A 14218-nucleotide genomic window follows, 5' to 3' on the forward strand; every position below is an offset into this window, starting at 1 on the left:
ATTTAGATTAGATTTTATTAAAAATTATAAAAATCAAAAACCATTAAGAAATTAAGGTAATTAAGGTAAAACTTAATGAATCTTAACAACTTAATGGTTTAAATAAAAATGTAATTGTTCCCTAAATGTAGAACTTTTTTTATTCAAATTTTGATTTCACTTCTTGCTTTGGCCAAGTGTTATTAGTAACATCAATATCAGCTGTTTCTAAGTTGGGATCAATTTGAATTTTTTTGATCGCTTTTGCCGTAGCATACACTTTGCGCGCAGTATCGTTATTTTTTCTCCAAATTTGTGCTGGATATTTAAAGCTTTCCTTAGAATCATCCTCATATGTGATTTCAACTAAAATAGGCATCAACATACCGCCTGGTTTATTGAACGTTACTTCATAGAAGTATTTAGGTGCTTTTAAATTCGCTTTTTCATCTGCAGATAAATTTTGATTTACATAGTCAGAAAGCAATTTAACATCCTCGATTTTCAATGCTTTTTTGTCATTTGGATTCACCTCCGCATTTTGTCCTGAAACCAAATACACAAAAGGCCCTTTATCTAAACCAAAACGTCCTCTTCTCACTTTCACGTCTTTTAAATCAGTCGTTGCTGTTTCAGAAACATAATATTGTTTAACGTCTTCCACCCCAATATCTACAAAATCAGTGGAATAAAACCATCCTCTAATGAACCAATCCAAATCAAAGGCTGAAGCATCTTCCATAGTTCTAAAAAAGTCTTCTGGAGTGGGGTGCTTGAACTTCCATCGGTTAGCATATACTTTAAAAGCATGGTCGAATAATTCGCGTCCCATAACGGTTTCTCTCAAAATATTCAATCCTGTTGCTGGTTTCCCGTACGCATTATTACCAAATTGGTAAATGTTTTCAGAATTAGACATAATTGGTTCCAAGAATTTTTGGTCACCACTCATATAAGGAACAATGTTTTTTGCTGGCCCACGATTAGATGGGTAATTAGCCTCTAATTCTTGTTCTGCCATGTATTGCATAAACGAATTCAATCCTTCGTCCATCCAAGTCCATTGACGCTCATCAGAATTGACAATCATTGGAAAAAAATTGTGACCTACTTCGTGAATAATCACACTAATCATTCCATGTTTAATTCTATCGCTGGTCACTCCATTTTCATCTGGTCGACCGTAGTTCCAACAAATCATTGGATATTCCATTCCTTGATCTTCTGCCGAAACCGAAACTGCTTTTGGATACGGATAATCAAACGTATGCGATGAATAACTTTTCAAGGTATGCGCCACCGTTTTTGTAGAATAATCCCCCCAAAGTGGGTTGGCTTCTTTTGGATACACCGACTCCGCCATGACTACTTTGTTGTTCAATTTCACAGCCATCGCGTCATAAATAAATTTTCTTGACGAAGCAATTCCAAAATCCCTCACATTTTTAGCACTAAAACGCCAAGTTTTTTTCTTATCCGAAAATCCTTTTTCATTAGCGATAGCCTCTTCTTGAGTAACAATTACTACTGGTTTATCAAAAGTTTTTTGAGCCAATTCGTATCGCTTCACTTGAGCAGGTGTAAATACTTCGGCACGGTTTAGTAATTCTCCCGTTGCATCAATTACATGATCTGCAGGTACTGTAATATTCACATCAAAATTTCCAAAAGGCAAGGCAAATTCACCACTTCCCCAGAACTGCATGTTTTGCCAACCCTCTACATCATTATACACTGCCATTCTTGGGTAAAATTGAGCAATTACATAAATTTTATTGCCATCCTTTTCAAATAATTCATATCCTGAACGCCCCCCTTCTTTTCTATAATTGTTGATATTGTACCACCATTTTGTAGAAAAAACGAATTTGTCTCCTGGCTTCATTGGCACTGGCAAATTGATGCGCATCATCGTTTGATTGATGGTATAGGATAACGGAGACCCTTTAACATCTTTTACATAGTCAATATGAAATCCGCGATCTGGTTTTTCTCTCAAATAGTCTGTCGCAAATTTTTCAGCGGGCAAGACCTGGTCAATTTTTTGGCTTTCTGCCAAAGGAGATTGCGATGTTTTTGCTTGTTGGTTTTGATCCAATTGCACCCATAAATACTCTAAAGTATCTGGCGAATTATTCGTATATGTAACCGTTTCTGAACCACTTAATTTTGAATTTTTATCGTCTAATTCAATGTCAATTTTATAATCTGCTTGTTGCTGATAATAAGCAGGGCCTGGTGCTCCTGCAGCCGTACGAAACATATTGGGCGTAGCCAACAAATCGTACATCTGACTGAATTTATTCGTATCATATTTTCCGGTTTGCTTTGGCGCTACCGGCGCTGACTTCTCTTGAGCCAAAGTAATTACTGGTAACAGTACTAATAATGCGATTTTTTTCATTTTGGGGAATTTTAGCTTGTGAAAATACTACTTTTTAACAAATGGACTAATTATAATTAGAATTTTAACACTTCGGTTTTGTTTGAAGCCGTAAAAAGAACCGTTTGCTTGTTTCCAAAGGCAGTGAAATGCAAAATGTTTTGTTGTTCTGAATTCCAATGCGTTAACAATGTATTGGTAATTTCAGCCGAATGTAATTTAGTAACATCGGTAACACGACAATAACAAATCAAGACATCGCCTTCTAGTTCTTTGCTTAAAAAAACCACCGGCTTGGATTGACCGTTGACTTTGATTTGCAAGTTTTCGGCAAAATATTTTTTGAGTACTCCTTGATCGTCTGCCGACTCTTTCTCTGAACCCAAATACACTTTTTTACCGTATTTTTTTTCGATTGCCAAGTTCAAGTCATCGACAAAAATGCGGGACGTGATTTGGAGCATCTTCTTTTCTGGCGCATAGTTCACCTGAAAAATAGCCATATAAAACTTATGGACTACAAAGGCCGAAACACTACAAAACAGCAGCCCTAAAAAGGCCATACAAATGATTTTCTTCATTTTTCAAAAGTAGTAATTCTTTTGAAATGAGAGTAGCGCTTCACTAAGTCGTTACTTTGTAACTTATTTTTTATATTTTAGCATTACGATAAAAACGAATTCGTATCAGACTTATACACACCAAACAAGACGCTATGTGTGATTTTGTTAGACATGTAAGCACATTAATAGGCATTTTTTTGAAGAAACCAACAGAAATATCAAATGAAGAAAATATCTATAATTTTAATTTTATTATTTAGCATTAAATCTTTTTCCCAACAGAAAGACGCTATTAGACTTTCCGATATAAAATTGTGTAACTTAACTTTAGAAGATTTAAAACAAAATGACGCAGACTTAAAACAAGCCAATTTAGAAGAGATGAATTTATGTTCTGACGAGTTTGTAGAAGATGGTCGATTTGAAAATAGAATCGGATATACCTCAAAATTATATCCTGGAGTTATATTCCAAAAATATCATAAGGATTTGAATATAATTGCAAAAATTCATTTATCGAAAGATTTCAAAGGGTATTTGCCTGATGGTACATATGTTGACTTAAAAACTATCCAAGCAAGTGAAATAATTGCAAAATATGATAGTTTAGACATTTGGACTTCTCGAGGTTGTTCAGATTATTTAGGAATAAATAGAAATAAAGAAATTTACTTTTACGTTAAATTAAACCAGAAAAAAAAACCTCGTTATCCAATTGACAACAAATATTATTCAGAACAGCAAATCGAAGGAATTGATATTGTTTCCGATTGTTATTCAATTCAACAAAATGAACAAAAAATCCAACCTCTTTATATTGTTGATGGAAAAGAAGTGACCGAAAAAATTATCGCCGAAATAAAACCTGATGACGTGGACTCTATAAATGTTTTAAAAGAAGTAAGCGCAACCGAAAAGTATGGTGAAAAAGGTAAAAATGGGGTAATTGAAATTTTTCTGAAAAAGAAATAAAAAAACTAACCGATAGAGTTGATTTTCAAACGAACTAAGTGAACTGACGAAGTAATCCGTGCCCACAATTATTGACTTCGTCCAGTTTCATTTCAGGCAGCAGTTGAATAGAAATTCATTTTAGAATAATTGCTGAAATCAAATCCTACTTAATTCTCCTTTTTGGGAACAACAATTTCAAGGTATTGTCTAGCCAATTCAGCCAACAAAAACTCAATGGAAGTGTGGTTTTTGGTTTCCAAAACTCGTGTGAATTTTGGATTTTCAACAGCAAAATACAAAAATCCTTTTACGTAAATCGTTGGAATGTGCAGGGTATTGACCAAATGATTTTGATCAAACATCGATTCAAGTTGGGCCAAAAAAGTCTCTTTCTTTTCTACTTCCAATTCTTTTTTTAGCATATTTGTTCTGCCCGACATTAGGTTTAATAAGGGGTCTAGCCCAAATCCCGAAGAAGCTGTTGCTAATTTGCGCTCTGCTGGGGTATATTTTTTTATTCCGTTTGGGATAATCCCTAGGGCTTCTGCAGAGATATTCGGATAACGACTTACAACAACTTCTTTCAATTCGTTCATAATAGGTTTCATTTCTACAAAAAACACATTAGTTTGAAGATGCTCTGGCGTTAAGGCTATTTTAACCGACTTGAATTGGTAAGCCGATAATAGCAACGTATCACCCACTGCTGCCTTGATGAAAAAATATCCCTCTCTATCTGTTATCGAAGCATTTTCAGTTTTTAGATTAATCACATAAATCCCTTCTAGATTAGTCATATCGGCATTGACTTTGCCATGGCATTCAACAGGAACGTTGCCTTGAGCAAAAAGCTGGGCGGTACACCAAAAAACTATAAAACAAATCAGTCGTATCATACTATAACCATTCGGGGCGGTTGGAATTGTTCACAAAAGTATTTGAGTACACTCCAAATTAATTATTAATGAGTTGGTAAAAATTTGTTAATTAAAAAACGGGATTATGTACCTTTACCCTACTATACAATAATTTTGAAGATGAAAAATATCCTATTGGCAAGCACCTCAACGGTATATGGAAGTGGCTTTTTGGACTACTTACTTCCTGAATTGGTGCAGCATTTTAAGGACTGCAACACCCTACTTTTTATTCCGTATGCTCGTTCTGGCGGAATGACACACGAGGAATATACGGCTAAAGTGGCTTTGGCATTCGCCAAAATTAACATTGCCGTAAAAGGAATTCATGAATTTGAAAATCCTGTAGAAGCCGTTCAAAATGCTGAAGGAATTTTTACCGGAGGAGGAAATACGTTTGTTTTGGTTTCCCAATTATACAAAAATCAAGTAATGGATGTTTTGGCTGAAAAACTAAAAAGTGGAACGCCTTATTTAGGTACCAGCGCCGGAAGTAATATTGCAGGATTAACCATTCAAACCACTAATGATATGCCTATTGTGTACCCACCAAGCTTTCAAACACTGGGAATGATTCCGTTCAATTTGAATCCGCATTTTATAGATTCTGAAGGGCCTGACAATCACATGGGAGAAACCCGAGAAGCAAGAATTAAGGAATTTCATGCCTTTAATTCCATTCCTGTTTTAGGACTTCGTGAAGGAAGTTGGCTAGCAATTAAGGGGAATACAATAACGTTAAAAGGCCATCTCAAAGCGCGACTTTTTAGACAAAATCAGCTACCTGAAGAATTAGAAAGCGGTGCCGATTTAAGTTTTATAAAATAAATCTGTTCTGTCCGTGAAATCCGTGGCAAATATTTAACCGCAGATTCGCAGATTATTTTACAAACTTTTTACCACATAGAAACATAGAAAGGAAGTCTTTGAAAGATTGTGATAGTCATTTCATTCTTCACATAGCTATGTGAAAAATACGATTATTTCTATCTTTTCTTTTTGTTTACTAATAGCCCTATGTTTCTATGTGGTTAATTTATATCTAATAAATTATATCAATAAACAAAATAAATTTTAAGGAAACCGCAGATTCGCAGATTATTTTACAAACTTTTTTACCACATAGAAAATAAAAAAGCCGAAACAAAAGTTTCGGCTCTAAAGAGCGGAAGACGAGGCTCGAACTCGCGACAACCAGCTTGGAAGGCTGGAGCTCTACCAACTGAGCTACTTCCGCATGAAAAACAGTAAATAAAAAACCTCAAATTAAATTTGAGGCTTTAGAGCGGAAGACGAGGCTCGAACTCGCGACAACCAGCTTGGAAGGCTGGAGCTCTACCAACTGAGCTACTTCCGCATTTCAACGGTGCAAATATAAATAATAAGTTTTCATGATTGCAAGTTTTTTTCAAAAAAATAACAAACTTCTCTTTTAAAAAAATCAATACCTGTACTCCATTTAATTCATAAATATTTTAGTATGAAATTATTATCTCTTTAATTTGTATTAAAATTTTGCTTTGAAAAACACCCATTTTATTCAAGAAATTACGGCAATCGACACCTACCCTGTACGACACGCCATTTTAAGAGCGGGCAAGCCTATTGAAAGTTGTCATTTTGTAGGAGATGAATTATCCTCTACTCATCATTTTGGCTATTATATAACAACTGAACTCATAGGAGTGATCTCGCTATTTGAAGCTGAAAATACTACTTTTGAGCAACAAAAATCCTTTCAAATTAGAGGAATGGCCGTTTTAGAAAGCCATCAAAAGAAAGGCATTGGCGAGGCATTGGTTAGAGAAGCAGAAACCTTTTGTAAAAAACAAAAAACCACATTAATTTGGTTCAATGCGCGAACTTCAGCGGTTGGATTTTATAAAAAAATGGGCTATGAAATAGAGGGAAACGAATTTGAAATTCAAGAAGTTGGTCCTCATTTCTTGATGTATAAAAAAATCTAAGAAGATAAAGATGACACTAATTTGGGATGGTAAATAAAAAGACAGGATTTGTCTTTAATCGTGCTAATAATTTCTTTAGATAGAGCAACTGGAACGGCTGGACATCCTTGACTTCGACCTAATCTTTTATTGTTTTTAACAAAAGAATTAGACACATAGTCTGCCGCATGCATCACCACTCCCCTATTCCTTGCATTGTCGTTGATTCCTTTTTCAAGACCGTCTAATCGCAGTGACAATCCGTGTTTCCCATTATACACCTCTCCTGTAGCGTAAAATCCTAAACTACTTTTAAAAGACTGTGTGGCGTTCGAAAAACTGTTAGCAAATTCTTCACCTGTATTTCTTCCATGTGCCACCAAGGATTGAAACAAAATAGTTTTTGAGGCTAAATCGATTACCCAAAGGCGTTTCGCATTAGACGACAAACTAAAATCAATCAAAGTCAGAATGTCTTTTTTGATTATTCCTCTTTCTTTCAATTTATAAAACCCTTTCAACGCTTGAGTAAAACTTGCCAACTTAGGCAATTCGTACTGATTCGTCTGTAAACCGGAATACAGTGATACGATTGCGCTTTCAGTAACTAAACTCGTTTCTTTGTTGGGTAATTTTGCTGTAAAAGAATTGGCTCTCAAAGGAGCCGAAAAAAAAGAAAATAAAAAAAGAGAAATCGTAAAAAATTGGACAACCATAGATTTTGATATTATATTCTTAGATTTGAGAATTGCAAAGATAGGCTCAAAAACAAGTTAATTAATTAAAAAACAGTAATTTAACGTTATTTTTAACAAATTAAAACGGTTTAGTACGACTTATCTTAATAGATGAATGAAGATTCTGTAACAAATACGAAATTCTCAAGACTAATGGCATGCAATCCAATTTTATAGAAAAAATTACGTTGTCTTAATCTAACCCTGATAATTGCATCCCCAAAATATGAAATCATTTTTCAACCTATTTGTAGCCTTTGTATGCTGTTTTGGATACAGCCAAAAAAAATCATTGACTACCCAATTTACAACTGAAAAAATCATCGTTGATGGTAAATTTGACGAAACTGCTTGGTTAAAAGCCGACGTCGCTAAAGATTTTGTAATGTGGATGCCAGACAATGGAAAAGCTGAACCCAAAGAACATCGAACTGAAGTCAAAGTAACTTATGATAATGAAGCAATCTATTTTGCTGCTACTATGTATGATGACGAACCGAATAAAATCTTAAAAGAATTAAGCCAAAGGGACGATTCAGGAGCAGCAGATCGTGTAGGGGTTTTTATCAATGGATACAATGACGGACAACAAGAATTTAGTTTCATTATTAGCGCAGCTGGAGTTCAAGAAGATTTTCTTTTTACCGAAAGCAATGGCGAAGATTCCTCTTGGAATGCTATTTGGGAAGGAAAAACGCAAATCACTGATTTTGGTTGGACCGCCGAAATTAAAATCCCATACGCTGCCCTTCGATTTTCGTCAGAAAAAAAACAAACTTGGGGAATTAATTTCATCAGAGATTTCAAGAGAGAACGCAAATTTTATTCTTGGAATTTAATTGACAATAAAATCAATTCTAGAGGCAATCAAGAAGGGATTTTGAATGGGATAGAAAATATCAAAACGCCCACCCGATTATTTCTAATTCCCTATTCTTCTTTTTATTTGAATTCCAATGCCAATCAAAAAACAAAAGGCAATTTAAAAGGCGGAGTCGATATTAAATACGGCATCAATGATGCGTTTACTTTGGATGCTATTTTAGTCCCTGATTTTGGGCAAACCACATTTGATAATGTCATTTTAAATTTAGGGCCATTCGAACAACAATTCAATGAAAATCGTCCTTTTTTTACTGAAGGAACAGAATTATTTAGTAAAGGAAATCTATTTTATTCGCGCAGAATTGGCGGAAGCCCAAGTAGTACCCCTGAACTATCTGCTAATGAATCTATTACTGAATCTCCAGGAAAAGTAAACTTATTGAATGCGTTAAAAATTTCTGGCCGAACCAAAAATGGACTAGGGATTGGAGTTTTGAACGCTGTAACCGAAAAAACAGAAGCCATCATTACTAATGACATTACTGGAACAACGCGCAAAGCTTTAATAGAACCAATGGCTAACTATAATGTATTTGTTTTAGATCAACGCTTTAGAAAAAATTCATCTGTTTCATTTATCAATACCAATGTAACTCGAAATGGGAATGGACGTGACGGAAATGTATCTGCTCTTTTATTTGATTTAAACACAAAGAAAAACACCTACAATTTATCTGGAGATTATAAGTACAGTTATGTTAATTTACTAGATACAGAAAATAAAAAAGGATATAGCTCAAGCATCAATTTTGGAGAAACGAGTGGAAAGTTCCAATTTGGAGCAGGAGCTGAATACATTTCAAAAGGATTTGATAAAGACGATATGGGTATTCAATTTCAGAGCAATTACCATAGTTTTTATTCTAATGGCAGTTACCGCATTTTAAATCCAACCAAGACATTCAACATGTTCAACATTTATTTGAATCTCTATTCAGAATTCGATAATCGTACTGGTCGAATCCAACAAGGAATGTTGAATTTCAACTTAAATTCTATCAATAAAAAAAATAATTATTTTGGAGGAGGATTCAATGCTAGACCAATAAAAACGTATGATTTTTATGAACCCCGTACCGCTGACCAATCTCGATTTTTAGAGATTCCAGAAGTTGTCAATGCTTTCTTCTACTATTCCTCTAATTACAACAAAAAATTTGCATTAGATTTCAATCCTTCTTTCGGAATCGCTAATGAAAAAGGTCGAATAGGTTATGGATTTTCTATTTCGCCAAGATACCGTTTTTCGGATCATTTATCACTAACATACAGTGTAGAATACAGTCATCAAGATAACAACTTAGGCTATGTTGGCAACAACTCATCTTCAAACGAAATTTTTATGGGAAGAAGGGACCGAACTACCTATATCAATGCTATCCAAGGAAAATTTACCGTGAATAGTGACATGAATTTCAACCTTTCGTTACGTCATTATTTAAGTTATGCCAAATACAGTCAATATTATAGTCTTAATACTAACGGAACACTCTCTCCAACTACCCATTTTAGTCAAAATAGTGATTCCATATTCAATGCGTGGAATTTAGATGTGTCGTATTCTTGGTGGTTTGCTCCTGGAAGTCAACTCTCAATTTTATATAGAAACAATGCAACACTATTTGAAAATGAATTTGTCAATGACTTAGGAACCAATTTAAAAAAAGTAATCGATAGACACTACTTAAATCATATCTTTTCTATTAGCATGCGCTATTTCATCGATTACAATTCATTCAAAAAATAACCGCTAATCACAAGAAGAGTCATTTATAAAACAAAAACGATTGTATTTGTTACTATTTGAATAATTGTGAATGGTAAGTATTCGGAGATTTTTAAAATGCCTTATCTTTGCCTAAAATAAATTCCAATGAACAAGAAAGTTATCCTTATGATTTTAGACGGTTGGGGAAAATCTCCTGACCCGAAAGTATCTGCTATAGACAATGCAAATGTCCCTTTTATAAATAGTTTATATTCTCAATATCCAAATGCTCAATTGAGAACCGATGGTTTAAACGTTGGTTTACCTGAGGGGCAAATGGGAAATTCAGAGGTAGGTCACATGAACCTTGGAGCTGGACGCATTGTGTACCAAGATTTAGCCAAAATTAATTTGGCTGTAGCCAATAAAACATTAGCCAAAGAGCCCGTTTTAATCGATGCCTTTAATTATGCTAAAGCCAATAACAAAAAAGTACACTTTTTAGGTTTAGTTTCTGATGGTGGGGTACACTCTCACACTTCTCATTTAAGAGGTTTGATCGATGCTTCACAAGAATACGGATTGGAAAAAGTATTTATTCACGCGTTTACTGACGGACGTGACGTAGATCCTAAATCAGGGAAAAAATACCTTCAAGACTTACACGATTATATTGCGCCAACACCGGTTAAAATTGCCTCGGTAATTGGTCGTTACTACGCAATGGATCGTGACAAACGTTGGGAACGTGTAAAATTAGCTTACGATTTAGTAGTTCACGGAACAGGAACTCCAACAAAAGATGTGGTAACTGCTATAGCAACCAGTTACGGAAACGATGTGACCGATGAATTTATTCAGCCACTTGTTGCTGTGGATGCTAACGACAAACCATTGGCAATAATTGAAGAAGACGATGTAGTAATCTTCTTCAACTTTAGAACCGATAGAGGTCGTGAATTGACCGAAGCGCTTTCGCAACAAGATTTTCACGAGCAAAACATGCACAAATTGAATTTGTATTATGTAACGCTAACCAACTACGATGAAACCTACCAAAATGTAAAAGTAGTCTATAATAAAGACAACATCACAGAAACTTTAGGAGAGGTATTGGAAAAAGCCAACAAAAAACAAATTCGTATTGCCGAAACAGAGAAATACCCACACGTGACGTTTTTCTTTTCGGGTGGTAGAGAAACTCCTTTTGAGGGTGAAACTCGAATCTTAAGAAACTCACCTAAAGTGGCAACTTACGATTTGAAACCAGAAATGAGTGCTTACGAATTGAAAGACGCTTTGGTTCCTGAATTGCATAAAGGAGAAGTGGATTTTGTTTGTTTAAACTTCGCTAACGGAGACATGGTAGGACATACCGGAATTATGGAAGCCGCTATCAAAGCCTGTGAAGCAGTAGATGTTTGTGTAAAAGAAGTGGTAGAAGCGGCTTTAGCCAATGACTACACTACCATCATCATTGCCGATCACGGAAACTGTGAAACCATGATTAATCCTGATGGTTCGCCTAATACAGCTCACACTACGAATCCTGTGCCAATTATTTTAGTAGACAAAGACTTGAAAAAAATTAACGACGGTGTTTTAGGAGATATTGCTCCAACCATTTTAGAATTGATGGGTGTTGCACAACCTGCTGCTATGACAAGTCATTCGTTATTATAATATCCATTTCATCTTACATTAAAACCGTTCCAATTGGGACGGTTTTTTTTATAAATAAAAGTTAAAATTTGAATATTAATAGTAATACTATTATTTTTGCATAAAAATATATCGTGTTATGCAAAACATACTTTCAAACATCATTATTGCGGTTAACGATAAACTGTATGTCAAAAACCCAGAAACATCTGATCTAGGAAAAAAAATAATTGAGCAGAGTATTCTTTTGATTGATGAAATTGGATTTGAAAACTTCACTTTTAAAAAATTAGGAGAAAAAATAAATTCCAACGAAAGTTCAATTTATCGCTACTTCGAAAGCAAACATAAATTAATGTTGTACCTATCCTCTTGGTATTGGGGCTGGATAGAATACAAACTCGTTTTTGCGACAAATAATGTTGAAGAGCCAATGCAACGATTGAAAAAAGCGATTACAATTGTTACTGAAAAAGTTGAAGATGACAATAGCACTTTACATATTAACGAATCTATACTGAATAATATTATCATCCAAGAATTCACCAAAACATTACTTACCAAAGAAGTTGATGAAGAAAACAAAGAAGGCTTCTTTATGGTTTATAAAAGAATAATAAACAGAATCGTTGCAATTATAACAGAAGTAAACCCAAACTATCCTTTCGCAAAAAGCTTAGCCTCTTGTATAGTGGAAGGAGCCTTACACCAACATTTTTTGAAAAACCATTTAAAAACGATCACCAACTGTACTGAGAAAAATTCTGTAACTGATTTCTATATTGATCTAGTAGAAAAAACTTTAAGATAAATTAATTATGAGCTTAACCCCATTACAACGATTTTACAATTTACTCAAACTTGACAGAAGGGATATTTACCAAATATTTTTCTATGCCATTTTTTCAGGTTTAGTAAGCCTGTCTTTGCCTTTAGGAATTCAAGCAATTATCAACCTCATCCAAGCGGGAAGAGTCAGTATTTCATGGATAGTCTTAGTGATTATAGTGGTGATTGGTGTAGCTCTTGTTGGAATTTTATCGCTAATGCAATTGCGTATTACTGAAAATTTACAACAAAAAATATTTGTTCGCTCTTCTTTTGAATTCGGATATCGATTACCCAAAATACAATTCGAAGAATTGTACAACCAATATCCTCCTGAATTAGCAAACCGATTTTTTGATACACTAACAATCCAAAAAGGCACTTCTAAACTATTAATTGATTTTTCTACTGCATTACTACAGATTCTTTTTGGGATACTCTTACTTTCTCTATACCATCCATTTTTCATCTTTTTTGGTATCCTTTTATCTATCTTATTGTTTTCTATTTTTCGATTTTCATACTATCCCGGATTATCATCAAGTTTAAAAGAATCAAAATACAAATACAAGGTGGTCAGTTGGCTACAAGAAATCGCAAGAAATAATTTCAGTTTCAGAAAACAAGAAAATTTTGAATACGCTCTCGAAAAAAACAACTCCCTAGTGACAGAGTATATTAATTATCGTGAAAAACATTTTAAAATAATTAAAAGACAGTACACACAACTAATATTTTTTAAAGTAATTATCACAGCGAGTTTACTGCTTATTGGAGGTTATTTGGTATTAAACCAAAAAATGAATATTGGTCAATTTGTGGCTGCTGAAATCATCATTTTATTAGTACTTAGTTCTATTGAAAAAATAATTATTGGATTGGAAAGCCTATATGACGTTCTTACATCTGTAGAAAAAATAGGCCAAATCGCCGATTTAAAAATGGAAGATACAAGCGAAGCAGATGCTGATTATTGCTTTACAAACATCTCCATAACAACCGAAAACCTTCGATTCAAATACCCTGATTCAACAGATGATATTTTAAGCCAAATTAGCCTTCAAATTGAGCCTTCAGAAAAAATATACCTTGACGGAGTCAACGGCTCGGGTAAAACAACGCTTATTCGAATTCTTTCAGGGTTTATACAACCCTCTTCAGGTTCTTTTTTCATCAACGACGATACGTATAGAAAAATAGACTTATCTCAATATAGATCTCAAATTAGCACCATTACTCAAGGAGAGACTCCTTTTGAAGGCACTGTATTAGAGAACATTACTCTAAACAATCCTACTATTTCAAATGAAGATATAAAATGGGCTATAGAAAGTGTACAACTTGGAGATTATATTAAAACGTTACCAAATAGATTAGAGACTAAAATTTTCCCAGATGGTAGACAACTTTCGTCTTCCAATGCACAAAAAATCCTATTAGCGAGAAGTATTGTAAGCAAACCTAAAATACTTTTTTATGAAGACCCTTTAGACAAAATGGATGAAATTGCTGCCAAAGAGATTATTGACTTTATCACTAATCCTTCAAACAAATGGACGGTTATTGTATCTTCAAAAAACAATTATTGGAAAAAGAAATGCACCAGAAAAATTACTATGAACAATGGGCATATCATTGCCGATGTAAAACAATAAC

General features: G+C 34.2%; 11 protein-coding genes and 2 tRNA genes. 7 read left to right on the top strand and 6 right to left on the bottom strand.

The annotated features are described in order from the left end of the window. Positions 1-139 precede the first annotated feature (139 nt). Complete coding sequence (locus MG292_RS00995; protein WP_264534548.1) at positions 140-2383, bottom strand: M1 family metallopeptidase; 2244 nt, start codon at positions 2381-2383, stop codon at positions 140-142. A 56-nt stretch (positions 2384-2439) separates the two neighbouring features. Then, on the bottom strand, positions 2440-2943 hold the full coding sequence (locus tag MG292_RS01000) for a DUF6702 family protein (RefSeq protein WP_264534547.1): 504 nt from the start codon (positions 2941-2943) through the stop codon (positions 2440-2442). Positions 2944-3147: 204 nt separating this feature from the next. Between MG292_RS01000 and MG292_RS01005 the strand changes: the two genes are divergently transcribed. Beyond that, positions 3148-3897: a hypothetical protein gene (locus MG292_RS01005; RefSeq protein WP_264534546.1), complete on the top strand. Its 750-nt coding sequence runs from the start codon at positions 3148-3150 to the stop codon at positions 3895-3897. Between the two features lie 149 nt (positions 3898-4046). Here MG292_RS01005 and MG292_RS01010 read toward each other — a convergent pair whose 3' ends face one another. Beyond that, positions 4047-4775 (bottom strand): carboxypeptidase-like regulatory domain-containing protein, encoded by a 729-nt coding sequence (locus tag MG292_RS01010; protein ID WP_264534545.1) that lies wholly within the window; start codon positions 4773-4775, stop codon positions 4047-4049. A 141-nt stretch (positions 4776-4916) separates the two neighbouring features. Here MG292_RS01010 and pepE point away from each other — a divergent pair, with 141 nt between their 5' ends. After that, complete coding sequence (gene pepE / locus MG292_RS01015) at positions 4917-5624, top strand: dipeptidase PepE (RefSeq protein WP_264534544.1); 708 nt, start codon at positions 4917-4919, stop codon at positions 5622-5624. Between the two features lie 336 nt (positions 5625-5960). On the opposite strand, the gene MG292_RS01020 is transcribed toward pepE, so the two are convergent. Then, positions 5961-6033 (bottom strand) — tRNA-Gly (locus tag MG292_RS01020). 47 nt (positions 6034-6080) lie between these two features. After that, positions 6081-6153 (bottom strand) — tRNA-Gly (locus MG292_RS01025). Positions 6154-6316: 163 nt separating this feature from the next. On the opposite strand from MG292_RS01025, the gene MG292_RS01030 reads away from it, so the two are divergent. Beyond that, positions 6317-6763 (top strand): GNAT family N-acetyltransferase, encoded by a 447-nt coding sequence (locus MG292_RS01030; RefSeq protein WP_264534543.1) that lies wholly within the window; start codon positions 6317-6319, stop codon positions 6761-6763. Here MG292_RS01030 and MG292_RS01035 read toward each other — a convergent pair. Continuing rightward, the gene (locus MG292_RS01035) at positions 6760-7458 is read right to left on the bottom strand and encodes a murein L,D-transpeptidase catalytic domain family protein (protein WP_264534542.1); all 699 of its coding nucleotides are present in this window, start codon (positions 7456-7458) and stop codon (positions 6760-6762) included. The two genes, MG292_RS01030 and MG292_RS01035, sit on opposite strands and share 4 nt — an antisense overlap. A gap of 247 nt (positions 7459-7705) precedes the next feature. Here MG292_RS01035 and MG292_RS01040 point away from each other — a divergent pair, with 247 nt between their 5' ends. From MG292_RS01040 to MG292_RS01055, 4 genes are all read left to right on the top strand, one after another. Further along, the gene (locus MG292_RS01040; RefSeq protein ID WP_264534541.1) at positions 7706-10111 is read left to right on the top strand and encodes a DUF5916 domain-containing protein; all 2406 of its coding nucleotides are present in this window, start codon (positions 7706-7708) and stop codon (positions 10109-10111) included. Between the two features lie 126 nt (positions 10112-10237). Continuing rightward, complete coding sequence (gene gpmI / locus MG292_RS01045) at positions 10238-11755, top strand: 2,3-bisphosphoglycerate-independent phosphoglycerate mutase (RefSeq protein WP_264534540.1); 1518 nt, start codon at positions 10238-10240, stop codon at positions 11753-11755. A 118-nt stretch (positions 11756-11873) separates the two neighbouring features. Beyond that, positions 11874-12545: a TetR/AcrR family transcriptional regulator gene (locus MG292_RS01050; protein WP_264534539.1), complete on the top strand. Its 672-nt coding sequence runs from the start codon at positions 11874-11876 to the stop codon at positions 12543-12545. A 7-nt stretch (positions 12546-12552) separates the two neighbouring features. Beyond that, on the top strand, positions 12553-14217 hold the full coding sequence (locus MG292_RS01055; RefSeq protein WP_264534538.1) for a peptidase domain-containing ABC transporter: 1665 nt from the start codon (positions 12553-12555) through the stop codon (positions 14215-14217). The last annotated feature ends 1 nt before the right edge of the window (position 14218 follow it).

This window comes from Flavobacterium keumense (genome assembly GCF_029866485.1).
GTDB classification, from domain to species: Bacteria; Bacteroidota; Bacteroidia; order Flavobacteriales; family Flavobacteriaceae; genus Flavobacterium; species Flavobacterium keumense.

What these genes read in the sequence shown, in the direction of transcription:
- MG292_RS00995 (WP_264534548.1), bottom strand. Translation starts at nt 2,383, where the DNA reads ATGAAAAAAATCGCATTATTAGTACTGTTACCAGTAATTACTTTGGCT.
- MG292_RS01000 (WP_264534547.1), bottom strand. Translation starts at nt 2,943, where the DNA reads ATGAAGAAAATCATTTGTATGGCCTTTTTAGGGCTGCTGTTTTGTAGT.
- MG292_RS01005 (WP_264534546.1), top strand. Translation starts at nt 3,148, where the DNA reads ATGAAGAAAATATCTATAATTTTAATTTTATTATTTAGCATTAAATCT.
- MG292_RS01010 (WP_264534545.1), bottom strand. Translation starts at nt 4,775, where the DNA reads ATGATACGACTGATTTGTTTTATAGTTTTTTGGTGTACCGCCCAGCTT.
- pepE (WP_264534544.1), top strand. Translation starts at nt 4,917, where the DNA reads ATGAAAAATATCCTATTGGCAAGCACCTCAACGGTATATGGAAGTGGC.
- MG292_RS01035 (WP_264534542.1), bottom strand. Translation starts at nt 7,458, where the DNA reads ATGGTTGTCCAATTTTTTACGATTTCTCTTTTTTTATTTTCTTTTTTT.
- MG292_RS01040 (WP_264534541.1), top strand. Translation starts at nt 7,706, where the DNA reads ATGAAATCATTTTTCAACCTATTTGTAGCCTTTGTATGCTGTTTTGGA.
- gpmI (WP_264534540.1), top strand. Translation starts at nt 10,238, where the DNA reads ATGAACAAGAAAGTTATCCTTATGATTTTAGACGGTTGGGGAAAATCT.
- MG292_RS01050 (WP_264534539.1), top strand. Translation starts at nt 11,874, where the DNA reads ATGCAAAACATACTTTCAAACATCATTATTGCGGTTAACGATAAACTG.
- MG292_RS01055 (WP_264534538.1), top strand. Translation starts at nt 12,553, where the DNA reads ATGAGCTTAACCCCATTACAACGATTTTACAATTTACTCAAACTTGAC.